We start from the raw sequence: 25,567 nt of genomic DNA on the forward strand, positions 1-25,567 counted from the left end.
TCTGCGACCGTCCCGAGGATGGAGGTCCGGCGCACCACGGTCGGGGCGTTCCCGGCGCTTCGCACGGGGGCGGGGCGACCGCTGGTCGTCCTCGCCGGCCTGTCCCCGGACGTCGGCGTCGACGGCCGCGCCATGCGCTCGACCCACCGGGCCGCGATGCGACCGTTCGCGGCGGGGGCCGACGTCCACTACGTCAACCGCCGCCGCGGTCTCCCGCGCGGCAGCACCATGGCCGACCTCGCCGCCGAGCACGCCGACGCGATCCGGTCCGCGTTCGAGGAGCCGGTCGACCTCGCGGGCCTGTCGACCGGCGGGAGCCTCGCGCAGCAGCTCGCCGCGGACCACCCCGACGTGGTGCGGCGCCTCGTCCTCCTGTGCACCGCGTGCCGGCTCAGCCCGCGGGCCCGCGCCGAACAGGCCCGCGCCGCCGCGGCCGTCCGGGCGGGCCGGCCCCGGCGGGCGTTCGCCGAGCTGGGACGCGACCTCGCCCCGGGACCGGTCGGTCGGCTGACCGCCGCGGCGGCCTGGCTCGCCGGCCCGCGGCTCTTCCCGGACCCGTCGGACCTCGCCGACATGGCGACGACGATCGAGGCGGAGGACGCGTTCGACCTGGCGCCGCTCGCGACGATCACCGCGCCGACCCTGCTGGTCGCCGGCGGCCGCGACGTCTTCTACCCGCGTCCCCTGGTCGACGAGACGCTGGCGTTGATCCCGGACAGCCGGCTGGACCTCCACCCGCGCCGGGGACACGTGGGCGTCCTCTCGGCGCCGTCGCTGCCGGCGACGGTCGCGACCTTCCTCGCCTGAGGGCGCGCCGCCGCTGCCGCCGCCTGGTCCGCCCCGTGCGGCCCGGTGCCGGTCGCGTCGTGCGTCCCCGGTGTCGTCCGCGCCGCGTCCGCGTGTGCGAGGGTCCCGCGGATGCGGGTGCAGCGCACGACCCTCGGAGCGTTCCCGGCCCTGACCGCGGGGGACGGCCCGCCGCTGGTGCTGCTCGGCGGGCTCTCCACGCAGGTCGGCGTCGACGGCCCGACCCGGCGTGGGCACCTGCCGCCGATCGCGCGGTTCGCCACGGTCGGCACCGTCCACTTCGTCAACCGCAGGCCGGGCCTGCCGCGCGGGATGACGATGGCCGACCTCGCCGCCGAGCTGGCCGCCGCAATGGACGACGCGTTCGGCGGCCCCGTCGACCTCGCGGGGTTCTCGACCGGCGGCACCATCGCGCAGCAGGTCGCCGCCGAGCACCCCGACGTCGTGCGGCGGCTGGTGCTCGTCTCCACGGGCTGTCGACTCAGCCCGTACACGCGGGAGACCCAGGCGCGGACCGCCCGCGTGGTGCGGGCCGGCGGGCCGGCGCGGTCCTACGGCGACGTCGCCGCCGGCCTCGTCCCGCGGGGCGGTCGCCGGCTCACGGCCGCCGCCGCCGCGCTGCTCGGGCCCGGGCGCTTCCCCCGCCACGCGGCCCTCGAGGACCTCGCGACCACGATCGAGGCCGAGGACGCGTTCGACCTGGCCGCGCTGCCGACGATCACCGCGCCGACGCTCCTGGTCGCCGGGGGCCGGGACGAGCACTACCCGGTGCCCCTCCTCGAGGAGACCGCGGCGCTGATCCCGAACTGCCGGTTCGTGCTGCTCCCCGAGAACGACCACGGCTCGGTGGCCGTGGCCCCCGCGCTCGGCGAGGCCCTGCGTTCGTTCCTGGACTGACCTGAGGTCCGCGCGACCCCGGGGCTCGAACCGGACGCCCGATCCGCAGGGCCGCTCGACCCGCGAACCGGCGGCAGGGCGCGCGGTAGCCTCGGCCGCGCGTGCTGCTGACCCTGACGACCACCCACCGCCCGGCGACCGACCTCGGGTTCCTCCTCCACAAGCACCCCGACCGCCATCAGCGGTTCTCGGTGCCGTTCGGCGAGGTCCACGTCGCCTACCCCGAGGCGACCGAGGAGCGCTGCACCGCCGCGCTGGTCCTCGACGTCGACCCCGTCGGTCTGGTCCGGCGCGGACAGGGCGGGTTCGCGCTGGCGGAGTACGTCAACGACCGGCCGTACGTCGCGTCGTCGTTCCTCGCGGTCGCGCTCGTGACCGTGTTCAAGAGCGCGATGGCGGGGACCTGCCGCGGCCACGAGGAGCTCGCCGCCACCGCGATCCCGCTCGTCGCGGAGCTGCCCGCCGTGCCCGCCCGCGGCGGCGAGCGCCTGGTCCGCCGGCTCTTCGAGCCCCTTGGCTACGCGGTCGAGGTGACGCCGGTCCCGCTCGACGACGCGCACCCGGAGTGGGGTGCAGCGCCGCACGTCGGCCTGCGGCTGACTGCGACGACGCGGCTGTCGCAGCTCCTCACGCACCTCTACGTCCTGCTGCCGGTGCTCGACGGCGAGAAGCACTACTGGGTCGACGACACCGAGATCGAGAAGCTCCTGCGCCGCGGCGAGGGCTGGCTGGGCGACCACCCCGAGCGCGACCTGATCGTCCGCCGCTCGCTGAAGCACCAGGCGCGGCTCGTCCACCCGGCGCTGGCCACGCTGGCGGAGGACGACCCGGACCCGGAGGCTGGCGCGACTGGTGACGAGGCCATCCCAACGCAGGCGCGCAGGACGGCGCTGCGCGAGCACCGCCTCGAGGCCGTCCAGGGGGCGCTGAAGGCGTCGGGTGCCCGACGCGTCCTGGACCTCGGCTGCGGGCCCGGCGCGCTGCTCCGACGCCTGCTGAAGGACGACTACGACCTCGTGGTCGGCGCCGATGTCTCGCACCGCACGCTGGAGATCGCGCACCGCAGGCTCCGCCTCGACGAGCTCCACGAGGCCCAGCGGGCGCGGATCGCGCTCTGGCAGACCGCGCTGACCTACCGCGACCGGCGCCTGCAGGGCTTCGACGCCGCCGCGCTCGTCGAGGTGATCGAGCACCTCGACGCCGACCGCCTGGGCGCGCTGACGGCGAACGTCTTCGGCGTCGCGCGGCCGGGCACGGTCGTCGTAACGACGCCGAACGCCGAGTACAACGTCCGGTGGGAGTCCCTGCCCGCCGGCGCGATGCGGCACCCCGACCACCGCTTCGAGTGGACCCGCGCCGAGTTCGCGACGTGGACGACGGCCGTCTGCGCCGAGCACGGATACGCCGTCGTCCACCACCCCGTGGGAGAGGTCGACGACGAGGTCGGCGCGCCGACGCAGATGGCGGTGTTCACGCGGGCCGGCCGCTCCGGCGCCGCGGGCGTCGGCGGGGCGACGGGGGCGACCCGATGAGGATCGAGCTGCCCGACCCCTCCCTCGTCGTCCTGATCGGCGCCTCCGGCTCCGGCAAGAGCACGTTCGCGCGCCGCCACTTCCTGCCGACGGAGACGGTCTCCTCCGACGTCTGCCGCGGGCTCGTCGCCGACGACGAGAACGACCAGGCCGCGTCGGAGGACGCGTTCGCCGTCCTGCGGTACATCGCCGAACGACGCCTCGCGCAGCCGCGCCTGACCGTCGTCGACGCCACGAACGTCCAACGGGAGTCGCGGAAGCCGCTGCTCGAGCTGGCCCGCCGGCACGACCTGTTCGCCGTCGCGGTCGTCCTGGACCCGCCCGCGTCGGTCTGCCACGAGCGCAACGCCCTGCGGCCCGATCGCGACTTCGGGCGCCACGTCGTCGGCCGACAGCGCGCGCAGCTCGAGCGGTCGATGAAGCGCCTGCGCAAGGAGGGCTTCCACCGGGTCTTCACGCTGCGGACGCCGGAGGAGGTCGACGCCTGCGAGATCGTCCGCACGCCGCTGTGGACGGACCGCCGCACCGAGACCGGGCCGTTCGACGTCGTCGGCGACGTGCACGGCTGCTTCGACGAGCTCGTCCTGCTGCTGCGCGAGCTCGGCTACGCCGTCGATCCCGGGGCGCGGACCGCGGTGCCGCCGGAGGGGCGCCGCGCGATCTTCGTCGGCGACCTCGTCGATCGCGGCCCCGCGTCGCCGGCGGTGCTCGCCCTCGCGATGTCGATGACGGAGGCCGGGCACGCGCTGTGCGTGCCGGGCAACCACGACGAGAAGCTCGCCCGCAAGCTCGGGGGCCGCAACGTCCGGATCGCCCACGGCCTGGCGGAGACGCTGGAGCAGCTCGCGGGGGAGTCCGCGGCGTTCCGCGAGCGCGCCCGGGAGTTCCTCGCCGGGCTCGTCAGCCACGTCGTCCTCGACGGCGGCGAGCTCGTCGTCGCCCACGCCGGGATGAAGCAGGCGTACCAGGGCCGCTCGTCCTCCCGCGTCCGCGACTTCGCGCTCTACGGCGAGACGACGGGCGGCACCGACGAGCTCGGGCTGCCGATCCGCCTGGACTGGGCCGCCGACTACCGCGGATCCGCCACGGTGGTCTACGGCCACACCCCGGTGGCCGACCCGGTCTGGGTCAACCGCACGATCAACATCGACACCGGCTGCGTCTTCGGCGGCCGGCTGACCGCGCTGCGCTGGCCGGAGCGCGAGCTCGTGAGCGTCCCTGCGGCACGGACGTGGGCGGAGCCGGCGCGGCCGCTGGGGGAGACGTACGCGCCGTCCGGCCACGGCACGGACGGCGAAGCCGCGTCCGCCGGCGCGGCGGCGACCGGGACCACGCAGGACGGCGCGGCGCCGTCCCCGGCCTCGGCCTCGGCCGGCGCCTTCGCCACGGCCGCCGTGCCCCGGTCGGCGTTCGCGCTCGACATGGCCGACGTCGCCGGGCGGCGGATCGTCGAGACCCGCCTGGCGCGGAACGTCACGGTCCGCGAGGAGCAGGCCGCGGCCGCGCTCGAGGTCATGGGCCGTTTCGCGATCGATCCGCGGTGGCTGATCCACCTGCCGCCGACGATGGCCCCGCCCGCGACCTCGCGGCGCCCGGACCTGCTCGAGCACCCCGACCAGGCGTTCGACGAGTACCGGGCCGCCGGCGTCGCCGAGGTCGTCTGCGAGGAGAAGCACATGGGCTCCCGCGCGATCGTGGTCGTCTGCCGCGACGCCGACGTCGCGCGCGAGCGGTTCGGGATCACGGACGGCAGCACGGGCACGATCCACACCCGCACCGGCCGGGCGTTCCTCGAGGACGCCGCGGCCACCGAGGAGGCCCTCGCGCGCGTCCGGGCCGCCGTCGGCGCGGCGGGTCTGTGGGACGAGCTCGACACCGGCTGGCTGCTGCTGGACGCCGAGATCCTCCCGTGGTCGGCGAAGGCCGGGGACCTGATCCGCCGCCAGTACGCGGCGGTCGGGTCGGCCGGGCGCGCCGGGCTCGGCGCAACGATCGCGACCCTGGAGCGGGTCGCCGCCCGCGGGATCGACGTGGGCGACCTCCTGGCCGCCGAGCGGACGCGCCTCGACCACGTCGAGCGGTACGTCGCCGCCTACTCGCGTTACGTCGGCGACGTGGCGGGCGTCGAGGACCTGCGGCTCGCGCCGTTCCACCTGCTCGCCGCCGAGTCGGGCGTCTTCGTCGACCGGCCGCACGACTGGCACCTCGAGCGCTGCGACCGGCTCGCCGCGGCCGATCCGGACTGGATCGCGCCGACGGGTCGGCGGATCGTGGACGTCGCCGACGACGAGAGCCGCGGGGTCGCGATCGCCTGGTGGGAGGAGCTGACCGCGTCCGGGGGCGAGGGGATGGTCGTCAAACCGCGTGGCTTCCTGTCCCCGACGGCGAAGGGCTTCGCCCAGGTCGGCATCAAGTGTCGCGGCCGCGAGTACCTGCGGATCGTCTACGGGCCCGAGTACGCCGACCCAGGCCAGATCGACCGGCTGCGCTCGCGCGGCCTGGGACGCAAACGGTCGCTGGCCTCCCGCGAGTTCGCCCTGGGCGTCGAGGCTCTGGAGCGGTTCGTCCGCCGCGAGCCGCTGCACCGCGTCCACGAGTGCGTGTTCGCGGTCCTCGCCCTCGAGAGCGACCCGGTCGACCCGCGGCTGTAGGGGACCTTGCTCGAGGCGACGGGTTCTCGCTGAACGAACGCCTCCCGACCCGTCGGTGAGCCACCCGACCCGCCGGTGAGCGTCGGCGCCCGTCCCCGTGACGTGACCGCAGGAACGCACGCCACCAGGTCCGGACGTGAGGGCCGGCGTCCGTTCCTGCGCTGGGAGCGCAGGAATGCACGCCACCCCGGCCGCCGGTCGGTGTGCGCCGGCGCCCGTTCCTGCGCTGTGACCGCAGGAATGCACGCCACCCGCGCCGCCGCGGTGAGCCCGGCGCGCATTTCAGCACCCCGCGCGCCGGCCCCTACGCGCGTCCCGGCAGAACGACGAACCCCCGGAACGACGAACCCCGGAACGACGAACGCCCGGCACGAGGTGCCGGGCGTCGGGTCCTGCGTGGCCGCCGGAGCGGCCGAAGGGCGTCGGACTAGCGGTCGTCGCGACGGCCGCGGCCGCCACGCTCGGGCTTGTCCTCGCCGCGGTCCTCGCGGCCCGGCATGGAGATCATGCGGGGGTGCGGGTAGGGCAGCAGCGCGAGCTCGCGGGCCTGCTTGACGGCGCGAGCGGCGTGGGCCTGGTCGCGGGCATTCAGACCGGTCGCGCGACGCGAGCGGATCTTGCCCTTCTCCGTGACGAGCGCGCGGAGCGCGTCGACGTGCAGGTGATCGATCTGCGCGACCTGCTCCTTGGTGAGCTTGGGGGTCCGACGGGGACCGCCCTTCGGGGAGCGCCGGCCACGGGCCGGCTTCGTGGAGGGTCGAGCCATAGACGCGGCATTGTGGCACAGGCCCCGCGGGCGGTGCCCTGCGGTCCGGCGGGTGCCTCGCGCGCCCGCGGGCGCCCCGGACCGGCGAGGGCCTAGGCCAGGGTGGGCACGTCCGGCCAGCCGGCGGGCATCGGGAAGACCTCGTCGCCGATCCCGAGGACGATCGGCTCGCCGGCGTCCTTGGCGCGCGCGGTCACGGAGAACTGGACCCCCGGGCGGGTCGTGTCCCACGCGAGCTGCAGGACGGTGCCGTCCGGGAGCTGGGCGGCGGTCTCGGCGACACCGATCGCGCGGTGCTCGACCCCGCCGAGCGGCGCGGCGATGTCCCCGGTCTCGGGGTCGGCGTCGAACATCGGCAGGTCCTTGAACGCGAACAGCGGCGGGACCTCCGCGTCCATCGGGCCGGAGTGCGGCAGGTGGACGACGTGCTCGCCCCGCGCGACCTCGATCGGCGAGAGGCGCGCGACGTCGACGACGGCCGGCTCCTCGTCGCCCTCCGGCGGGACGACGGCGGTCGCGCGCACGGCGGACGCGACGTGCAGCAGCTCGCGGAGGATCACCACGACCGCGTCGAGCGGGCCGACGGTGGTGACGAGCGCGATGCGGTCGTCGGTCTCGGGGTCGTCGGGCGGCGTGCTCATGCGCGGGGTCCGGTCTGCGGTGGGATGGAGGCGGGTCGGCCGGTGCGGTAGGTCTCTGCGACGGCCCGTGCCCAGCCGGCGTCGCCCCAGCGGGCGGCCTGTTCGGCGACGGTCCGCTCGACGTCGTAGTCGACCCGGCGCAGGTGCACCGCGCCGTCGTCGCCGACGAGGCCGTAGGCGGCGCGCGGGTCGCCGTCGAACGGGAGCCCGACGCTGCCGGGGTTCACCACGGTCGTCGTCCCGCCGTCGGGGCGGACGACGTCGCGACGCATCTGGAGGTGGGTGTGCCCGACGACGAGGAGCCCGGGCGTCCGGCCCTCCAGCAGCGCTGCGTCGTCGCCGGCGGGCTCGAGCCCGAACCCGTCGACGTCGGAGCGCGGGGAGGCGTGCCACGCCTCGCCGCCCGGGATCCGCTGCCAGCGCGGCAGGGCGTAGAGCTCGGCGACCACGGCGGGCCCGAGCGCGTCGCGTCCCGCGGCCACGCCGCCGCGGGCGAGGGGGACGTCGGGGACGTCGGCGGTCTCGACCGCCCACCGCTCGTGGTTGCCCCGGATCCAGCGCGCGTCGTCGAGGGCGCGCAGCCGCCGCAGGGCGTCGACGGGCCACGGGCCGAACGCGCTCACGTCGCCGCCGACCAGCCAGGACGTCGCCCCGGCCTCGGTGGCGTCCTGGAGCACGGCCTCGAGCGCGGCGAGGTTGCCGTGCACGTCGTAGAGGAGGGCGAGCACCGGGCCACCGTACCGACGCGCCGGAGGAAGGGCGGTGGGGCGGCGGTCGTGGCGGCCGGGCGGGCGGGGCCCGGAGCCGGAGGACGCGCGTGCGGAGCCGTCGGGGCGGCGCCGTCGAGGGCCCGACGGCGACAGCCGCCGCGATCCGCGGTGCGACGGGGTTCGTCGAGACGACCGACTAGGATGGACGGGTGACCACCGAGGCTCCCGAGTCCGGCGTCCGGCCCATGCGGGCCGACGCGCTCCGCAACCGCGAGCGCGTGCTCTGCGCGGCGCGCGAGGCGTTCGCCGAGGGCGGCCCCGAGGTCGCGGTGGCCGAGATCGCGCGCCGCGCGGGCGTCGGTGCGGGCACGCTGTTCCGGCACTTCCCGACCAAGCGCGACCTGCTGGTCGCGGTCCTCGACGTGACGTTCGAGAGCATGGCCGGCATGGTCGAGGAGGCCACGGCCCTCGACGACCCGTGGGAGAGCGTCGTCCGCGTGCTGACGGTGACGGCCGAGATCCAGGCCCGCGACCGGACGTTCCTGCAGTCGGTCGGCCCCGAGCTCTACGGCGACGAGCACTTCGTCCGGCGCAACGAGGCGATGATGAACGCGATCGCCGCCCTCATCGCCCGCGCCCAGGCGGCCGGGGTCGTCCGGGCGGACCTGGCGCCCGAGGACGTGCCGTTCCTCGTCTCGGCGGTCGGCGGGACGACGGAGCACTGCGGCGGCGGCGTCATCGGCGGGGTCTCCCCGGAGCTCTGGCGGCGGTACCTCGGGTTGATCCTCGACGGCCTGCGCCCCGAGGGCGCCCACGAGCTCGCCGAGTCCGCCCCGACGCGCGAGCAGCTGCTGGCGCTGAAGGCCGCGGCGCACACGCCCTGCGCCAACGGCTGAGGGTAGGTCGACCGAACTCCCGACGGGCCCGACGGCCCGCGGGGGTACAGTCGTGCCGTGCCGGAACCGGTCCACGGCGTCGCCGTCCGCAACCCGTGGGTCGAGGGGCTCTGGGCCGTCCTCGGCGTCGTCCTGGCGACCGTCGTCGTGGGGATCCTCAAGGGGGAGGCCCCGGTCGTCTCGCTCGGCGTCCTCTACGTCGTGCCGGTCCTGCTCGTCGCGACGCGGGCGGGGGTCGGGCTGGGGATCGCCACCGCGGTGCTGTCGATGGCCGCCTTCAACTGGTGGGAGCTGCCGCCGGTCCACCGGTTCACGCTGAACGACAACCGCCACTGGGCCGCGATGGCGGTGCTGCTCGTGGTCGCGGTCGTCTCCGCTCGGATCGCGGAGGCCGGCCGCCGCGAGGCGCTGCGGGCCGACCGCGCGCGTCGCGAGGCCGACCTCGTCGCGGACCTCACGACGCTCGTGCTCTCGCCGCGGGCGGTCGCCGACGCGCTCCCCGACGTCGGCGCGCGGATCGCCGAGCACGTCGGGCGGCCCGTCGTGGTCGTCCCGTGGGACCCGCAGCACGAGGCCGTCGTCACGGCCGACGGCGGTGCGGTCGCCCTCGACGGTCCGGGCGGCCCGGTCGGGCTGCTGCGCTGGACCGGCGCGCTGTCCGCGCCGGCGCAGGACGCGCTGACCTCCCGGGTGGCGCCGTCGCTCGGGGCGGTCGTGGCGGCGGGGCTCGAGCGCGAGCGCCTCGCGGGGGAGGCCGTGGAGGCCGCGGCGCTCCGCCGCTCCAACGAGGTCGCCACGACGCTCCTGCGCACCGTCGGGCACGACCTCCGGACCCCGATCACCCAGATCGCGGTCGCGGCCGAGGCGCTCGGGTCGGCCTCGGCGTCCGACGAGGAGCGCGCGGAGCTCGCCGCGGGCGTCCTCGAGGGCAGCGACCGGCTCGCGGGCCTGATCGACAAGCTGCTCGACCTCTCGCGCCTGGAGGCCGGCGCGTCGGCACCCCGTCCGGACGACGTGCCGCTCGACGACCTCGTGCGCGACGCCCTGCAGGAGATGGAGGCCACACACCCGGAGGCCGGTCGCGTGCGGATCGAGAGCGAGGACCCGCCGCCCCGCGCGCGCGTCGATCCGGTACAGATCGGCCGCATCGTGGTGAACCTCGTCGAGAACGCCCTGCTCCACGGCCGGGACCGGGAGACCGGCCGCGCCGACGTCCTCGTCCGCGTGGCGAGCCGCCGCGGGCGCTCCGTCGTCCGGGTCGTCGACGGCGGTCCGGGCCTGGCGCCGTCCGGGCGCGACGAGCTGTTCCTGCCGTTCCGCCGCGGCGGGGCGGCCGCGGGGCCGGGCAGCGGCCTGGGGCTGGCGATCGCGCGGGGGTTCGCAGAGGCCAACGGCGGCACGCTCCGCGCCGAGAGCTACCCGGGCAAGGGCACCGCGTTCGTGCTCGAGCTGCCTCCCGCGGCCGGCGACGACGCGTCCGCCGGCCCGCCGGCGATCGCGCCGTTGCCGCCGGCCGATCCCCGGGACGACGCGTGAGCGCCGGTGGCCGCACCGTCCTCGTCGTCGACGACGAGCGGCAGATCGTCCGTGCGCTGAAGGTGCTGCTGCGCGACGCCGGCTTCGAGGCCCTGCCCGCCGGGGGCGTCGAGGAGGCGCTGGACCTCGCAGCCCTCCACGGTCCGGAGGCCGCGATCGTCGACCTGATGCTGCCCGACGGCAGCGGCGTCGACGTCTGCCGCGGCCTGCGCGAATGGACGCAGATCCCGATCCTCGTGCTCTCCGCCGTCGACGAGGAGGCCGAGAAGGTCCGCGCCCTGGAGGCCGGCGCGGACGACTACGTGACGAAGCCGTTCGGGCCCGGCGAGCTGCTGGCCCGCCTGCGCGCTGCGCTGCGACGTGCGGCGCCCGTCGCGGAGGAGGCCGTCGTCCGCGTCGGCGACCTGGAGATCGACCTCGCCGACCACCGGGTCCTGCGCGGGGGCGAGGAGCTCCACCTGACCCCGATCGAGTTCGGCCTGCTCCGCACCCTCGTCCGCCACCGGGGCCGACTGCTGACCCACGCGGCGCTCCTGCTCGAGGTCTGGGGCGCGGCCTACGCCGACGACACCGCGACCCTGCGCACCCACATCGCGAACCTGCGCCGCAAGCTCGAGGCCCCGGGCGAGGACGGCGCCCGGGGCGAGCGGCTGATCCGCACCGAGACGGGCGTCGGGTACCGGCTCGTGGGATGAGGCGGACGGACCCGGGGCACCCGCGCCCCGGCCCGCCCGCCGCCCTCAGGTCTGCGTGCGGCGCGTCTCGTCGCGGATCTCGCCGACGAGCTCCTCGAGCACGTCCTCGAGCGCGACGACGCCGAGCACGGCCCCGTCGTCGTCGCGGACCCGCGCCAGGTGGGCGCGGGAGCGCTGCATCGTCTGCAGCACCGTCCGCAGGCGGTCACCCGAGTCGACCGTCGGCAGCATCCGGCGGTCGCGGGCCGGGACGGGGCGGTCGCGGTCGGCGTCGTCCTCGCCGAGCAGGTCCTTCAGGTGCAGGTAGCCCGACAGCGAGCCGTCGGGGTGCTGGACGGGGAACCGCGAGTAGCCGGTGGTGCCCGCGAGGAGCTCGACCTCGGCCGGCGTCGCCTGCGGGCCCACGGTCTCGAGCTCCGCGGTCGGGAGCAGCACGGCCAGGGCGGTGCGGTCCTCGAACTGCAGGGCGTCGAGCAGCAGGCGCCCCTCGTCGTCGTCGAGCAGGCCCTCGCGGTGGGACTCCTCGACGAGGTCCGCGACCTCGTCGCGGGTGAACGCGCTGGTGACCTCGTCCTTCGGCTCGACGCCGACGGTGCGGAGCGTGACGTTCGCCACCCAGTTCAGGGCCGCGATGAACGGGCGCAGGCCTCGGACGATGAGGACCAGCAGCGGCGCGAGCACGAGCGCGGAGCGGTCCGGGCCCGCCAGCGCGATGTTCTTCGGCACCATCTCGCCGATCACGACGTGCAGGAACACGACGAGCAGCAGCGCGATGGCGAACGCGATCGGGTGCAGCAGCGACTCGCCGATCCCGACGTCGTGGAGCAGCGGCTCGATCAGGTGCGCGACCGCGGGCTCGCCGATGTAGCCGAGACCGAGCGAGCAGATCGTGATGCCGAGCTGCGCGCCCGCCATCATCAGGGAGACGTTCTCCATCGCGCCCAGCGTGATCTTCGCGACGCGCGAACCGCCCTCCGCGCGCGGCTCGATCTCGGTGCGGCGGGCGGAGATCAGCGCGAACTCCGCGCCGACGAAGAAGGCGTTCAGGCCGAGCAGGACGACCGCGAGGAGGATGCCGACGCCGTCGCTCATCGCCGGTCCTCGTCCTCGTCGTCGGGACGCTCGAGGTGCTCGACGACCACCCGCAGCTCGTCGACCCGCAGGCCGTCCATCGTGTTCACGGTGAAGGTCACGCGGTGGTGGGGGTCGTCCTCGTCGGGCCCGTCGATGACGACCGCGTCGCCGACGTCCGGTATCCGCTCGAGGTGCAGCGCGACGAGGCCGCCGAGGGTCTCGTAGTCCTCGTCCTCGGGCACCGGGGCGCCGATGATGTCCTCGGCCTCGTCGGGGCGCAGGAGCGCCGGCATCAGCCAGGAGCCGTCGGCCTGGCGGCGGGCGACGGACGTGCGGTCGTCGTGCTCGTCGAGCACCTCGCCGACGATCTCCTCGATCAGGTCCTCGAGCGTGACGATGCCGTCGACACCGCCGAACTCGTCGACGACGACCGCGATCTGCAGGCCGCCCTGGCGCAGGACGGCGAGCAGCGGATCGAGCTCCAGCGACGACGGGACGACGACGGGCTCGACCATCACGTCGCGGACGAGGACCTCGCCGCGGCGCTCGAACGGCACCTTCACGGCGTGGCGGATGTGGACGATGCCGGCGATCTCCTCGGAGTCCTCGACCTCGACGGGGAAGCGCGAGTGCCCGGTCTGCCGGGCGAGCTCGAGGACGGCCTCGACCGTCTCGTCCTCGTCGATCGCCTTCATCCGCGTGCGCGGGGTCATCACGTCGTCGGCGCGCCGCTCGGCGAACGCGATCGAGCGCTGCAGCAGCGTGGCGGTGTTCGTCTCCAGCGTGCCCTGCTCGGCGGAGCGCTGCACCAGCGACGAGAGCTCCTGGGCGGAGCGCGCGGACGCGAGCTCCTCCTGCGGCTCGATGCCCATGCGCCGGAGCAGCCCGTTGGCGGAGCCGTTGAGCACCTTCAGCGGCCACGCGGTCGCGTGGGTGAAGCCGCGCTGGAAGCCGGCGACGGCACGCGCGGTGGCGACCGGCTTGGAGATCGCGAGGTTCTTCGGCACGAGCTCGCCGAAGACCATCGTCACGGCGGTCGCGAGGACGAGCGCGATAATCACCGCGACGCCCTTGGCGGCCGTGTCGCTCAGGCCCAGCGACTCGAGGGGCCCGTCGACGAGCCGGGCGATCGAGGGCTCCGCGAGGAAGCCGATCGCGAGGTTCGTGACGGTGATCCCGAGCTGGGCGCCCGAGAGCTGCGTCGAGAGGGTGCGCAGCGCGCGGGAGACGCCGGTCGCGCGGCGGTCACCCTCGTCGGCGAGCCGGTCGATCGCGTTGCGGTCGACCGTGATCAGCGAGAACTCGGCCGCCACGAACGCGCCGCAGGCGGCGACGAGCGAGAGCGCCACGAGGATCAGGAGCACCTCGATCATCGGATGCGCCCCCGGGCGGAGAGGTCCTCAGCTGACGTGCGTGCGCGTGCCAGGACGCGCTCGACACCTCGAGGAGGATCGTCGTCGGCGTGCGCTGACGCACGCTCGGGACTGGAGGACTCGTCGTCCAGCGGGGTCGTCATTCACGACCATGGTACGGACGTGGCCGACGGATGCGAGCCGGGTGGGCGGTCCTCGGGGTCAGGCGCGATCGGACCCGCGCGCCTCGAGGGCCCGGAGATCGAGCTCGCTCGCCGAGCGCAGGTACCGCGAGACCGCCTCCGAGCGGTTCGCCGCCCCGAGCTTGCGCAGGATGTGCTTGACGTGCGCCTTGACCGTCCCGACCGTGACGACGAGCTCGTCCGCGATCGCCTTGTTCGTCCCGCCGGTCGCCATCAGGCGGATCACCTCGACCTCGCGCCGGGTCAGCAGCGCCTCGATCGGCGCGGCGGGCGTGAGCAGGCGTCCGGCCGCCGCACGGGACTCCGCGTCGCTGAGGGCCTCGGCGTGCGTGAGCCGCAGGTCGTCCTCGGCGGCGTCGTCGAGGAGCTCCACGGTCTCGAGCAGCGCGGCGCGCGTCCGGTCGCGCTGCCGGCGCAGGCGCTCGGCCATCACGGTGCGCTCGAACGCGTAGCCGAAGCCCTCGGCGAACGCCCAGACGAGGTCGCGGTCGAGCTCGTCGCAGACCCGCCCGGAGTAGAGGCAGTCGGCGTGGACGAAGCCGATCACCTTGCCCGACGGCATGATCGGGGCGGCGACGTACGAGCGGGTGCGGGCGAAGTCGGCGAGCCCCCGCGGGACGCGCGGGTCCGACGGGGCGTCGACGACGAGGCACGGCGCACGCCGGCGGATCATCTCGGTCTCCAGCAGCATGTGGTCCAGGCGCGGCGCGGCCGACCGCGCGTACGCGAGCATCTCCTCCGCGCCGCGCGGGTCGCCCTCCCAGTACGCGGCCTCCATCACCATCCGGCCGTCGTGGACCCGGAAGAGGTTCGCCCGGTCGACGTCGCAGGCGCGCACGAGCTCCTTCGGCGCGACCTCCAGGATCGACGAGGACGAGGTCGCGCGGCGCAGTCCGCCGAGTGCGTCCTGGAGCCCGACGAGCGCCGCCAGGCGGCGGCGCATCGCGTGGGACGCGCGCTCCTCCGCGAGGACCTTCGCCTCGAGCGCCTCCTCCAGCTGCGCGACGACGTCGAGGTCGCCGTGACGCTCCAGCGCGTCCTGGACCGCGCGCATCCGGGTCTCGAAGACGTCCGCGAGCTCGTCGGCGCCGGGCTCCGCGGACGTCGCACCGGCCGGCCGTCGGGAGCCCCAGCCCGGCAGGTCGGCGGACGGTGCGGCCGGCACGTCGCCGACCACGTCCTGGCTGCTCGTGCCCATGGGCGCAGGATGACGCGCGGTCCCGCGCCGCGGGGCGAACGTTCTCCGTAGGGGGCGCAGGTTCGCTCCTTTCGACCACTGGTCGCCGCTCCGGGACGACGGCAGGCTGGCCCCCCATGCCGACGTCCAGCAGCACCACCGTGACGATCGACCGGCTGGCCACCGCCGCGGTCATCGCCGATCCGTACCCCGTCTACGAGCGGTTCCGCCGGGACTCCCCGGTGGCGGGCTACCGCGACTGGCCGCCCGGCACGATCCCGGGGGCCGACGAGCCCGTCGAGGCGTGGGCGCTCCTCAGCCACGCGGACGTCCTCGCGGCGTCGAAGGACGCGGCCGCGTTCTCGTCCCGCGACCCCGTCCAGGAGGCCTCGTCCGCGCCGAGCCTGATGCTCGTCAACCACGACGCGCCGGACCACACGGGCCTCCGGCGCCTCGTCGGCCTGGCGTTCTCGCCGCGGCGCATCAAGGGGCTGGAGACCTGGCTGGCCGGCCTGATGCCGTCGCTCCTCGACGACCTGGGCGACGGCGAGGTCGACGTCATGCGGATGGCGCCGGAGGTCCCGGCCCGCGCGATGGTGCGGCTGCTCGGGCTGCCGGACGGCGACCACGTCCGGTTCCAGCGCTGGGCCAACGCGTTCATGCTCTCGTCGGACATGACGCCGGAGGAGCGGATGGCGTCCAACGCGGAGCTGTTCCAGGCGTTCGGGGCGCGGGTCGCCGAGCACGCGCGGCGGGAGACGGCGGGCGACGACGTCGAGGCCGCGGACGACCTGATCGCCGCCCTGCTCCGGGCCGAGGTCGACGGCGAGCGGCTCACGACCGAGGAGATCGTCCGCTTCTGCGTGACGCTCGTCGTCGCCGGGACGGAGACCACGACCTACCTCATCGGCAACGTCCTCGACGCGCTGGCGCGCCACCCGGAGGCGACGGCCGAGATCCGCGCCGACCGCGGCCTGGTCCCGGCGTTCATCGAGGAGACGATGCGGCTCTACGGGCCGCCGCAGCGGCTGTTCCGGATCGCCACGCGGGACGTCGAGGTCGGGGGCACGACGATCCCGGCGGGCGACTGGGTCGCGCTCTTCTTCGCCGCCGCCAACCGGGACCCCGCCGTCTTCCCGGAGCCGGCGAGCTTCGACCTCCACCGTCCGAACGTCCGCAAGCAGCTGTCGCTCGGGCACGGCCTGCACTTCTGCCTCGGCGCGGCGCTGGCGCGGCTGGAGGTCGTCTGCGTGCTGGACGCCGTCCTCGACCGGTACCCGGTCGTCCGGCACGGGGTCCGTCCGCCGGTCAAGCAGACCGCCACCCTCCTGCAGCACGGCTTCGTCGAGCTGCCCCTGGTCCTCGGGCGATGAGCACCGGGCGCAACATCGAGCACACGAAGCGGATCTACGACGCCGTCCCCGCGGGCGACGTCGAGACCGTCTTCGCGCTCCTCGACCCCGACGTGGTGATCCGCTACTACGGGGTCGAGGGGATCCCGTACTCCGGCGTCTTCACCGGGACGGCGGGTGCCACGGAGTTCTTCACCCGCGTGGCCGCGCACATCGAGATCGTCGCGATGGAGGCCTGGACCTTCATCGCCGACGGCGACGAGCTCGCCGTCTGGGGCCACCAGAACTTCCGCCGCCTGAGCACGGGGCAGGAGTTCGAGTCCGACTTTGCCCACATCATCACCATGCGCGACGGCCGGTGGCTGCACTTCCGGGATTTCATGAACTCCGCGGTCACCGCCCGCGTGTTCGGCGTCTGACCGACCGGGGCGCCGGCCGGGCGCCCCGGCGGCCCCTCAGGCGGCGCCCTCGGCCGCCGGGGTCTGCTGCACCGGCTGCTGCTGCGGCGTGATCCGCCGGGGGAGGACGACCGCCGCGATGACGAAGCCGATCGCGAAGAGCACCGTCGCGAACGTGAAGGCGACGGTGTAGCCGTGGATGGCCGCGTCGCCCGCGACGGTCGCGGTCCGGGCGTGGGATTCCAGGTACGAGTCCGACGCCTGGGTGAAGACCGTCGAGAGGATGGCGGTGCCGACCGCGCCGCCGACCTGCTGGGAGGTGTTGACCATCGCCGAGGCGACGCCGGCGTCCTGCCGGTCGACGCCGAGGGTCGCCGTCGCGAACGACGGGGCGAACACGCAGGGCATGCCGATGCCGAGCAGCACGAGGCCCGGCAGCACGTCCCCGGCGTACGTCGACGAGGGGTCCAGCTGGGTGAAGAAGAGCATCGACAGGAACCCGAGCGTCATGCCCGTCATCACGATCGGGCGGACGCCGAGGCGCGGCAGGATCTTCGTCTGGATCGTCGGCGCCATGATGAAGATCGCGGCCGTCATCGGGAGGAACGCGATGCCGGTCTTCAGCGGCGAGAACTCGAGGTTCTTCTGCATGAAGTACGTGAGGAACAGGAAGACCGCGAACATCCCGGACGCCGCGACGACGATCGACAGGTACGCGCCGCCGCGCGCCCGGTGCAGCACGATGTGGAGCGGCAGGAGCGGCCCCTTCACCCGGCGCTGCGTGAGCACGAAGGCGGTGAGGATCACGACCGCGGCGACCAGGAAGGCGATCGTCGACGTCGCGTCCCACGACTTGCGCTCCGCCTCGGAGAACCCGAACACGAGGCAGAACAGGCCGAGGCAGGCCAGCGCCGTGCCGATCCAGTCGATCCGCGGACGGTGCGACGGGCGCTCGGCCGAGATCAGCCGCAGCGCGACGACCGCCGCCGGGATGGCGATCACGAGGTTCACGTAGAGGCACCAGCGCCACGAGAGCGCGTCGGTCAGGACCCCGCCGAGGATCAGGCCGACCGACGCCCCGGCGGTCGCGACCGCCGCGAAGATGCCGAACGCCTTGGGGCGGTCGGGCGAGTCCGCGAAGGTCACCGTCAGGAGTCCGAGCGCCGCCGGGGCGAGCAGCGCGCCGAAGACGCCCTGCAGCGCCCGGGCGGCCACCAGCACGCCGAACGACGGCGCGAGCCCGCCGATGAAGGACGCGATCGAGAAGCCGATCAGCCCGCCGACGAAGGTCCACTTGCGGCCGAAGAGGTCGCCGAGGCGCCCGCCGATCAGGAGGAGGCTGCCGAAGGCCAGGGCGTAGGCGGTCACGACCCACTGGCGGTTCTCGGGCGAGAAGCCCAGGTCGGTCTGCGCGGAGGGCAGCGCGATGTTCACGATCGTCGCGTCGAGGACGACCATCAGCTGTGCGACGCCGATCAGCGCGAGGACGGCCCAGCGGTTCGACTCGCCCGCCGGGGAGGATGCGCCCGTGGGCGCCGGAGGTGTTCCCATGGTGGCAGCCTACAAACGGAGCGCGGACTCCCCTTCGCGACGGGGGTTTCGCGGTCGCGCCGTCGGGTTCGAGCCTGTGGCGCGGCGTCACCGGCGCTCGGCGGCCACCTCGATCGTGAAGCTCGACGACGTCGTCGCACCCGGCGCCACGAACTCCAGGCCGTCGCCGGTGACGAGCGCGTTGGTCGGTGCCGTCATCGGCTCCCACGCCACGAACGACTCGCCCTGAGGCGCCCACGCGTGACCGACCGGGTACTCGGGCGAGCCGAAGCGCACCGTCAGCCGGCGCCCGCCCCCGCGCAGGACGAACGCGCCGTCGATCACCGGGTACTCGGCGTCGACCGTCCGGTCCCCGAGCGGCCCGTCGGTCCAGTGCGGCACGTGCACCCGCCCGGTCGGGAGCCCGCGGTCGTCGAGCGTGCTCTCGCGCTGCACGGGCAGCGTCACGTCGAGGTCCTCGCGCGCGACGCCCGGGAGCGTGAACAGCGGGTGCCAGCCGAAGCAGCGGGGCACGGCGACGTCGCCGGTGGCGGTCAGGGACGTCGTGACCTCCATCCCGTCGGGCGCGAGCCGGACGGAGACCCGCAGGGTGTGCGGGAAGGGGAAGACGGCGAGGACCGGCTCGTCGGCGTCGAACGACGCGACGACCCAGTCCCGCGACTCGTGCTCGACGACCCATTCGCGTCCGGCCATCGCGCCGTCCTTCGGGAGGCCGTTCCCGTCGAGCTTCACCCGCGCCGGGTCGATCGACACCTGGCCGTGCGAGCTCGGGTACGTCAGGCCCGAGAGCCGGTTGGCCCACGGCGCCAGCAGCGGGATGCCGAACGCCGAGCCGCGCTCCCGGTAGGCGTCGAGGCCGCCGCGCTGGCCGAGCAGCTCCTCGCCCTCGTGCGTGAGCGAGGCACCGACCATGCCGACGTCGGGGCGCCAGACGGCGGTGAGGGGTCCGGCGCGCAGCTCGGTCATGCCCCACAGGATGACGGGCCACGGCCCGGGCAGGATGCGGGGCGGGCCCGGATCACCCCGGCGGTGCGGACGGCGTGCGCTACCTTCCCGTCGCGATGGCGCCATCCCTCCCGGCAGGCGAGGACCTGATCGAGCGCGCCGACGCCCTGGCCGACGTCGACGCGGCGCTCGATGCCGCGTCGGCGGGTCGCGGGAGCGTGCTGGTCGTCGAGGGCGAGGCGGGCGTCGGGAAGACGCGCGTCCTGCACGCCCTCCGCGACCGGGCCGGCGGCCGTGGGCTGCGGGTCCTCGGAGCGCGGGGGACGGAGCTCGAGCAGGCGTTCGCGTTCGGGACCGTCGCGATGCTGCTCGGCGCCGCACTCCGCGGTGACCCGCGTCTGGAGGCCGCGACGCCGGTCGCCGTCCGGGCGCTGCTCGCCCGGGGTGGAGGCGTCGCGGCCCCGGGTGACCAGTCGCAGCAGCTGCTCGACGGCGTCTTCCGCGTCGTCGAGCTCCTGGGGGAGTCCCCGCTCGTGCTCGTCGTCGACGACGCGCACTGGGCGGACGGAGTCTCGCGGCGCGCCCTCGCCTACGTCGCCAACCGGCTGGACGACCTCCCGGTGGTGCTCGCCATCGGACGCCGGACGGCCTCCGCCGACCCGGCCGTCGAGGCGGTGCTCGGGCTCCCGCACACCACGCGGATCGGGCTGGCGGCACTGACCCCCGCCGGGACGGCGCGGCTCGCGCACCGGCAGGGCGCGGAGGACCTGAGCCCCGCCGACCTCGCGGCCGTCCACACGCTGACGCGGGGCATCCCGCTGCTCGTGGGCGCGATCGCCGACGACGTCGTCCGCGAGGGCACCGGCGGCCTCGGCGCGCCCCGGGCGCTCACGCCGTCGGCCGTGGACGGCCTCGTCCTCAGCCGCCTGCTGACGACCTCCGCGGACGCGGGCGCGGTCGCCAAGGCCGTCGCGGTCCTCGGCGACGGTGCGCCGGTCACGCAGATCGCGGCGATGGCGTCGCTCGCACCGGCCGCGGTGCTGCGCGCGGCGACGGAGCTCGAGGACGTCGGGCTGTTCGGGGCCGCCGAGCCGCTGAGCTTCGCCCATCCGCTGCTGGCCGCCGCGGTCCGCGAGGACGACGGCGCCAACGCCCGCGCCCTCGCGCACCTCCGGGCCGCGGAGGTCCTGCGGGAGGCCGGTGCGCCCGCGACCCAGATCGCGGGGCACCTCGTGCTCGGGCCGGGTGTCGGCGACCCCGCCGCGGTGGCCGACCTCCGCACCGCCGCGGCGCTGGAGCGCTCGCGTGCCGCACCCGGGACGGCGGTCCCGTTCCTGGAGCGCGCCCTCGCCGAGCCGCCCGACGCCGACCGGCTCGCGGCGGTCCGCACCGAGCTCGGGCTCGCCCACCACGCCCTGGGCGACGTCGAGCGCGCGTGGGAGCACCTGGGGGCGAGCATCACCGACCCGGCCGCGGACGTCGACGTCGTCGTCGCCGCGTGCCAGGCCCGGGTCCTGACCGCCGGGATCGCCGCGGGCATCGACGCCGCGGTGCAGGCGGCGGACGTCCGGGCCGCGGACTCCGACGACGCGCTGCGCCTGCGCGCCGTCGCGTCGTACTACGACTGGTGGCTCCCCGAGCTCGAGCGCCGGAGGCCGGAGCTGCCCGCCGGGCCACCGGGGCCGGACACGACGCCGGGTGCGCGGCTGGCGTGCGTCGGCGGGGCGATCCGGCTCGGCCTCGGTCCGGGGACCCACCACGCCGACCGCGTCGCGCTGGCGCTGGCGGCGCTCGGCGGCGGCGCGCTGGCCCGCGACTCGCCGATGACCCTCGTCTACGTCAACAGCCCGATCCTGCTGCTGCTCTACGCGGAGCGGCTCGACGAGGCAGAGCGCGAGCTGCGGGAGGTGCAGGCCGTCGAGCACCTCGAGGGCTGGCCCGGGTCCCGGTTGACGGCGGCCTTCCCGCTGATCCACCTGCTGCTGCTCCGCGGCGAGGTCGCCGCGTCGGTGGCCGAGGGTCGGCGGCTGCTCGAGCTCGCGACCACCGTCTCGGGGCCCCTGCGGGCGACGCTCGAGGGGATGACGACGGGCATGGTGCTCTCGGCGCTGCTGGAGCACGACGGGCCGGCGGCGGCCGACGCGCTGCTCGCCGAGCAGGGGCTCGACGGTGCGCTCGGTCCGGAGTGGTTCCTGCTCCTCGGGCACCGGTCCCTCGTGCACCTCGCGGCGGGCCGGACGGACGCCGCGCTCGCCGACGCGGCCGCGTGGAGGTCGGCGATGGCGGGCGTCGGCGACCCCGTCCAGCCGGTCGAGCTGCACGCGGCGGAGGCCCTGGCGCTCGCGGCCGCCGGCCGGACCGCGGAGGCCCTGGACCGCGCCGACGCCGAGCTCCGGCGCGCACGGGACTGGGGCGTCCCGGGCCGGATCGCGGCCCAGCTGCGGCTGCGCGCCCGCCTGCGGCCGGACGTCGCGGAGACCGCCCTGACCGAGGCGCTCGCGCTCGTCGAGCCCACGCCGCTGCGTCTCGAGCGGGCCCGGGTCCTGCTCGACCTCGGCCGGGTCCAGCGCCGCTCGGGGCAGCGGACCGTGGCCCGCGAGACCCTCCAGCGCGCGGTGCAGCTCGGCAGCGAGTGTCAGGCGCACCTGCTCGCCGAGGCAGGGCTGGCCGAGCTCCACGTCCTGGGCGCGCGACCCCGGCGCCGGGCCTTCAGCGGCGTCGACGCCCTCACCGCCAGCGAGCGCCGCGTCGCCGACCTCGCCGTCGAGGGTCGCACGACCCGCGAGATCGCCGAGCACCTCTTCGTCACGAAGAAGACCGTCGAGAGCCACCTGACGACGACGTACCGCAAGCTCGGGATCAGCTCCCGGACGGCGCTCCGGGACGCGCTGGCCGGGCCCGACGACGCGCGCTGACGGTGCCCGGGCCGTGCGCCGTGGGGCTGTCCGCGTGGTTCCCACCCGGGCGGACAATGATCAGTACCCCGACCCCGATGACCCCCGGGCGGCGACGCGCCAGCCTGGGGTCGTGCTCGCGAACGTGCAGGTCCGGATCGAGGACACCACGCCCCCGCGAGGGCAGGTCGTCACGTCCGACGGGGTCACGCGGCCGTTCGTCGGCTGGCTCGCGCTGATCCGCCTGCTGGACGCGGAGGCGGCGGGGGAGGCGACGGCACCCCCGGCGATGGACGGCTGAACGGCCGCGGCGAGCACCACCCGGGACGTGCCCGCCGCGGCTCCGGCGTGGGGTGGGCCCCGTCCGAAGATCAGGGTGGCCGCACCGATGCCGGAACGGGGCGCGCCGACGAGCATCGCCGCCATGCCCAGCATCCGACCAGGACGCCTCGTGCGCCCCGCGCTCGCCACCACCATCGGCACCGGGGCGCTCCTCCTCGCCGCGCCCGTCGCCGGAGCGACGACGTTCGACGTCTCCCGCACCGACGACCCGGCGGGCGCCTGCGCGACGCCCCCGACCGGCTGCTCGCTGCGTCAGGCGCTCGCGATCGTCAACGCGACCCCGAGCGCCCCGGACGTGATCAACCTCGCCGCGGGGACGTACCAGAACGACCAGGCCGCGCAGTTCCCGATCGCCAAGAGCGTGTCGATCGTGGGTGCGGGGTCGAGGTCGACCACCGTCCTCGGGTCGGCCGGGTCGCGCGTGTTCAACGTGACGAGCGGGACGGTGCGGTTCACGGGCATCACGATCACGGGGGGCCACGCGGGCACCGGCTTCGGCGGGGGGATCGACGCCGAGAACGGCAACATCCTCCTGACCCTCGACCGCGTCGCCCTGATCGGCAACTCCGCCGCCGGCGGGGGTGGGCTGAACACGGCCGGGACGTCGGGCACCCCCACCACGGTGATCGACAGCCTGATCACCGGCAACACGGCCGGCAAGTACGGCGGCGCCGGCGTCCTCTTCTACTTCAACCAGGGGGTCGGCACCTTCCGGAACGTCACGGTCACCGGCAACACCGCGACGAACGTCGTCAACGGGGGGCTGATCGGCGCCGGGGGCATCGCGGGCGCCAACGGCACGGTGACGCTGGTCGGCTCGACGGTGACCGGCAACGGCGCGACCGGTGCCGACGGCGCCGGCAACCTCTCCGGGGTCTTCGCGCTGCGCGACTCGATCGTCTCCGGCGGCACGTCGACCGTCGCCGGCCGAGAGAACTGCACGGGGACCTCCGGCGGCGCGACCATCAACGTCAGCCAGGGGTACAACCTCGACAGTCGCGACCAGTGCTTCCCCACCAAGGGCCCCGGCGACCTCGTCGGCACCGACCCGAAGCTCGGCACGCTCGCCGCCGCCCCGGACGCGACGAGCACCCTCGCCCTGCTCCCGGGGAGCCCGGCGATCAACGCCGGCAACCCCGGACTGTGCAACGACACCGGACTGCTGCACGACCAGCGCCTGCTCCCACGCCCGCAGGGCCGGTGCGACATCGGGGCCTTCGAGTTCCAGCTCCCGACGCTGGACGGGAGCCCGACGGCGTCGGGCACTCCGGCGGTCGGCAGCACGCTGAGCTGCGCGTCTCCCGGGGCCACGAGCCCGGACGGCCCGGCGACCTCCGTCGCCACCTGGCTGCGCGACGGCGGGACCGTCGCGACCGGGGACACCTACGTCGTGACGACGGCGGACGTCGGGCACGCGGTCGCCTGCCGGACGACGGCGACGAACGCCGCGGGTGCCGTCGACGCGACGAGCGCGGCCCTCACGGGTGTCGCGGCGAGCATCGTGCCGACGCCGACGCCGGGGCCCGGCCCCGGGCCGGGCCCCGGCCCCGGCACGCCGAAGCCCCCGGTGGCGGCCAGGGCGCCGAAGCTCGTCCTGTCGCCCCGGAATCGCACCCTGCGCACGATCCTCGGGTCGGGCGGGCTCCTGGTCTCCACGAAGTGCGACCTCGCCTGCGGCGTCCGGATCACCGTGAAGTACGGGAGGAGGACCGTCGCCACGGGCACGCGCAGCGTCGCGGCCGGGAAGGCCACGCTCGTCCGGGTGAAGGTCACGAAGGCGGGGAAGAAGGTGCTGCGCGGGAAGAAGCGCGTGCGGCTGAAGGTCACGGTCGTCGCCACGGCGGGGAAGAAGGCGACGACGCGGACGGTCTCGTTCACGACCGCGAAGTCGTCCTGACGGACGCCGCCGCGCGCCGGGCCCGGAGCCCGGCGCGCAGGTCGGTCGTGCGCCGCGTGACGCGCGGTGGTCAGTCGCGGATGTCGAAGTACCCGTCGCCGTCCAGCACGATGCCGGCGCTGGGGTTCGCGGGGTACGCGTCGGCCTTGTCCGGGAAGACCCCGAGCGTCTCGACGCGCTCCTTGCCGTCCGCGAACGCGAGCCGCAGGGTGCCGTCGGCGCGGACCTCGTAGGTGCCCTTCTGGTCGGCGGGCACGACGGCGTAGTCGGCGGCCGGTCCGCTGCCCGACGCCACGGCGCTGCGGATGAACGTGCCGTCGGGACGGAACGTCAGGTACTCCGTGAAGGAGGAGCAGTAGAGCGGGCAGACGCCGCTGCTGTTCGAGTACGTGAGGACCGTGTCCCACCTGGCCCCGGCGGTGGCGGTGCCGAGGGCGAAGTACGCCTGACCGTCGAGCTCGAGCTTCGTCCCGGTGATCGTGGCCGGCTTGCCGTCGATCGTGAGCGCCTTGGTCCTCGGGTCGTACGTGTACGGCCGGCAGTCCTCGGTGACCGCGGTGCAGACCGGGAACGTGCCCTCGGCGTCGCCGGTGAAGACGAGGCCCGGGCTCGAGAACAGCAGCGTGTACTGCTGGATGCCGTTCAGCGTGTACTTCGATCCCCAGTAGTACCGCCCGACCACCGTGTCCTCGACGGGCGTCGCCTTCGGGCCGAACGCGATGCGGCCGGACGCGACGACCTTGCCCTTCTGCCGTACCCGCAGGCCGTAGGCGCCGGACGTCGGGCCGCCCTTCGTGCGTCGCAGGGTCACCGACACGCGGACCTTCGCGCCGGCCTTCAGCGGCTTCAGCGCCCGGACGCCGCGCTTCGCCCCGGCGATCGTGCCCTGGACGCCCTTGGCGCCGGCGGCGCGGAGCGTCAGCCCTGAGAGCTTCGCCCTGCCGGTGTTGGCGACGGTCACGGTCGTCTTCGTGCGCTTGGAGGAGAGGGCCTTCGTGATCGCGGTGGCGGTGAGCGTCACCGACGGCGACGTGGTCGCGGGAGCCGATGACGCGGCGGGGGCCGCCGGGGCGGCGACGAGGAGCGCGGAGGTCGCGAGGACGGCCGGGCCGTGGGGGATCTTGGGCATGCGGGGGAGGTGGATCGGGGGATCTGACCCTCCGGCCGACGCCCGGGCCGGAGTCCGGGGCGACCGTCGGTCGGCCGAGCATATCCGCGGGATCGGCCCCGTCCGCAGCCGGATAGGCTCGG

At 75.3% G+C, this 25,567-nt stretch carries 21 protein-coding genes; 12 read left to right on the forward strand and 9 right to left on the reverse strand.

Going from position 1 to position 25,567, the window contains the following annotated elements; all coding sequences use genetic code 11:
- The first annotated feature begins 18 nt into the window (after positions 1-18).
- The 4 genes from PATMI_RS0115220 (at position 19) to PATMI_RS0115235 (ending at position 5,887) form a co-directional block, all read left to right on the forward strand.
- Positions 19-807: an alpha/beta fold hydrolase gene (locus tag PATMI_RS0115220; protein ID WP_026911508.1), complete on the forward strand. Its 789-nt coding sequence runs from the start codon at positions 19-21 to the stop codon at positions 805-807.
- A 111-nt stretch (positions 808-918) separates the two neighbouring features.
- Positions 919-1,704, forward strand: coding sequence for an alpha/beta fold hydrolase (locus tag PATMI_RS0115225; RefSeq protein ID WP_026911509.1), 786 nt, complete (start codon positions 919-921; stop codon positions 1,702-1,704).
- A gap of 101 nt (positions 1,705-1,805) precedes the next feature.
- Positions 1,806-3,236 (forward strand): 3' terminal RNA ribose 2'-O-methyltransferase Hen1, encoded by a 1,431-nt coding sequence (locus tag PATMI_RS30495; protein ID WP_051471732.1) that lies wholly within the window; start codon positions 1,806-1,808, stop codon positions 3,234-3,236.
- Complete coding sequence (locus PATMI_RS0115235; RefSeq protein ID WP_026911510.1) at positions 3,233-5,887, forward strand: polynucleotide kinase-phosphatase; 2,655 nt, start codon at positions 3,233-3,235, stop codon at positions 5,885-5,887. Before PATMI_RS30495 ends, PATMI_RS0115235 begins: the two co-directional genes overlap by 4 nt.
- A gap of 427 nt (positions 5,888-6,314) precedes the next feature.
- Here PATMI_RS0115235 and rpsR read toward each other — a convergent pair whose 3' ends face one another.
- The 3 genes from rpsR to PATMI_RS30505 form a co-directional block, all read right to left on the reverse strand.
- Entirely contained in the window at positions 6,315-6,653 is a 339-nt protein-coding gene (gene rpsR / locus PATMI_RS30500) for a 30S ribosomal protein S18 (RefSeq protein ID WP_022929269.1), read from the reverse strand.
- A 92-nt stretch (positions 6,654-6,745) separates the two neighbouring features.
- Positions 6,746-7,294, reverse strand: coding sequence for a hypothetical protein (locus tag PATMI_RS0115245; protein ID WP_026911511.1), 549 nt, complete (start codon positions 7,292-7,294; stop codon positions 6,746-6,748).
- Entirely contained in the window at positions 7,291-8,022 is a 732-nt protein-coding gene (locus PATMI_RS30505; protein ID WP_051471734.1) for a metallophosphoesterase family protein, read from the reverse strand. Before PATMI_RS30505 ends, PATMI_RS0115245 begins: the two co-directional genes overlap by 4 nt.
- Positions 8,023-8,213: 191 nt before the next feature.
- Between PATMI_RS30505 and PATMI_RS30510 the strand changes: the two genes are divergently transcribed.
- From PATMI_RS30510 to PATMI_RS0115270, 3 genes are read left to right on the forward strand one after another with little or no spacing between them, the layout of a single operon-like run.
- Positions 8,214-8,900 (forward strand): TetR/AcrR family transcriptional regulator, encoded by a 687-nt coding sequence (locus PATMI_RS30510; protein WP_051471736.1) that lies wholly within the window; start codon positions 8,214-8,216, stop codon positions 8,898-8,900.
- A gap of 57 nt (positions 8,901-8,957) precedes the next feature.
- Positions 8,958-10,436, forward strand: a complete 1,479-nt coding sequence (locus PATMI_RS0115265; RefSeq protein WP_026911512.1) for an ATP-binding protein — start codon at positions 8,958-8,960, stop codon at positions 10,434-10,436.
- A complete protein-coding gene (locus PATMI_RS0115270; RefSeq protein WP_026911513.1) occupies positions 10,433-11,131 on the forward strand; it encodes a response regulator in 699 nt (232 codons plus the stop codon). Before PATMI_RS0115265 ends, PATMI_RS0115270 begins: the two co-directional genes overlap by 4 nt.
- Before the next feature lie 45 nt (positions 11,132-11,176).
- Here PATMI_RS0115270 and PATMI_RS0115275 read toward each other — a convergent pair whose 3' ends face one another.
- The 3 genes from PATMI_RS0115275 to PATMI_RS30515 all read right to left on the reverse strand — a co-directional run bounded on the left by PATMI_RS0115275 (position 11,177) and on the right by PATMI_RS30515 (position 14,958).
- Positions 11,177-12,223: a hemolysin family protein gene (locus tag PATMI_RS0115275; RefSeq protein WP_026911514.1), complete on the reverse strand. Its 1,047-nt coding sequence runs from the start codon at positions 12,221-12,223 to the stop codon at positions 11,177-11,179.
- Complete coding sequence (locus PATMI_RS0115280) at positions 12,220-13,578, reverse strand: hemolysin family protein (protein ID WP_026911515.1); 1,359 nt, start codon at positions 13,576-13,578, stop codon at positions 12,220-12,222. Before PATMI_RS0115280 ends, PATMI_RS0115275 begins: the two co-directional genes overlap by 4 nt.
- 201 nt (positions 13,579-13,779) lie before the next feature.
- Positions 13,780-14,958: a LuxR C-terminal-related transcriptional regulator gene (locus tag PATMI_RS30515; RefSeq protein ID WP_051471738.1), complete on the reverse strand. Its 1,179-nt coding sequence runs from the start codon at positions 14,956-14,958 to the stop codon at positions 13,780-13,782.
- A gap of 116 nt (positions 14,959-15,074) precedes the next feature.
- On the opposite strand from PATMI_RS30515, the gene PATMI_RS0115290 reads away from it, so the two are divergent.
- Both PATMI_RS0115290 and PATMI_RS0115295 read left to right on the forward strand, forming a co-directional pair.
- Positions 15,075-16,310 (forward strand): cytochrome P450, encoded by a 1,236-nt coding sequence (locus tag PATMI_RS0115290; protein WP_026911516.1) that lies wholly within the window; start codon positions 15,075-15,077, stop codon positions 16,308-16,310.
- Positions 16,307-16,708: a nuclear transport factor 2 family protein gene (locus PATMI_RS0115295; RefSeq protein WP_026911517.1), complete on the forward strand. Its 402-nt coding sequence runs from the start codon at positions 16,307-16,309 to the stop codon at positions 16,706-16,708. The genes PATMI_RS0115290 and PATMI_RS0115295 overlap by 4 nt, the downstream gene beginning before the upstream one ends.
- A gap of 36 nt (positions 16,709-16,744) precedes the next feature.
- On the opposite strand, the gene PATMI_RS30520 is transcribed toward PATMI_RS0115295, so the two are convergent.
- Together PATMI_RS30520 and PATMI_RS0115305 are read right to left on the reverse strand one after the other, a co-directional pair.
- On the reverse strand, positions 16,745-18,238 hold the full coding sequence (locus PATMI_RS30520; RefSeq protein ID WP_036725952.1) for an MFS transporter: 1,494 nt from the start codon (positions 18,236-18,238) through the stop codon (positions 16,745-16,747).
- 87 nt (positions 18,239-18,325) lie between these two features.
- The gene (locus PATMI_RS0115305) at positions 18,326-19,204 is read right to left on the reverse strand and encodes an aldose 1-epimerase (protein ID WP_026911518.1); all 879 of its coding nucleotides are present in this window, start codon (positions 19,202-19,204) and stop codon (positions 18,326-18,328) included.
- 95 nt (positions 19,205-19,299) lie between these two features.
- Between PATMI_RS0115305 and PATMI_RS0115310 the strand changes: the two genes are divergently transcribed.
- The 3 genes from PATMI_RS0115310 (at position 19,300) to PATMI_RS0115320 (ending at position 24,316) form a co-directional block, all read left to right on the forward strand.
- On the forward strand, positions 19,300-22,098 hold the full coding sequence (locus PATMI_RS0115310) for a helix-turn-helix transcriptional regulator (RefSeq protein WP_026911519.1): 2,799 nt from the start codon (positions 19,300-19,302) through the stop codon (positions 22,096-22,098).
- A 112-nt stretch (positions 22,099-22,210) separates the two neighbouring features.
- The gene (locus PATMI_RS36775) at positions 22,211-22,378 is read left to right on the forward strand and encodes a hypothetical protein (RefSeq protein WP_157260790.1); all 168 of its coding nucleotides are present in this window, start codon (positions 22,211-22,213) and stop codon (positions 22,376-22,378) included.
- A 123-nt stretch (positions 22,379-22,501) separates the two neighbouring features.
- Entirely contained in the window at positions 22,502-24,316 is a 1,815-nt protein-coding gene (locus tag PATMI_RS0115320) for a choice-of-anchor Q domain-containing protein (protein ID WP_157260791.1), read from the forward strand.
- Between the two features lie 70 nt (positions 24,317-24,386).
- On the opposite strand, the gene PATMI_RS0115325 is transcribed toward PATMI_RS0115320, so the two are convergent.
- Complete coding sequence (locus PATMI_RS0115325) at positions 24,387-25,445, reverse strand: hypothetical protein (protein ID WP_026911521.1); 1,059 nt, start codon at positions 25,443-25,445, stop codon at positions 24,387-24,389.
- Positions 25,446-25,567 lie beyond the last annotated feature (122 nt).

Origin of the sequence: Patulibacter minatonensis DSM 18081 (genome assembly GCF_000519325.1) — a bacterium.
Taxonomy (GTDB): domain Bacteria; phylum Actinomycetota; class Thermoleophilia; order Solirubrobacterales; family Solirubrobacteraceae; genus Patulibacter; species Patulibacter minatonensis.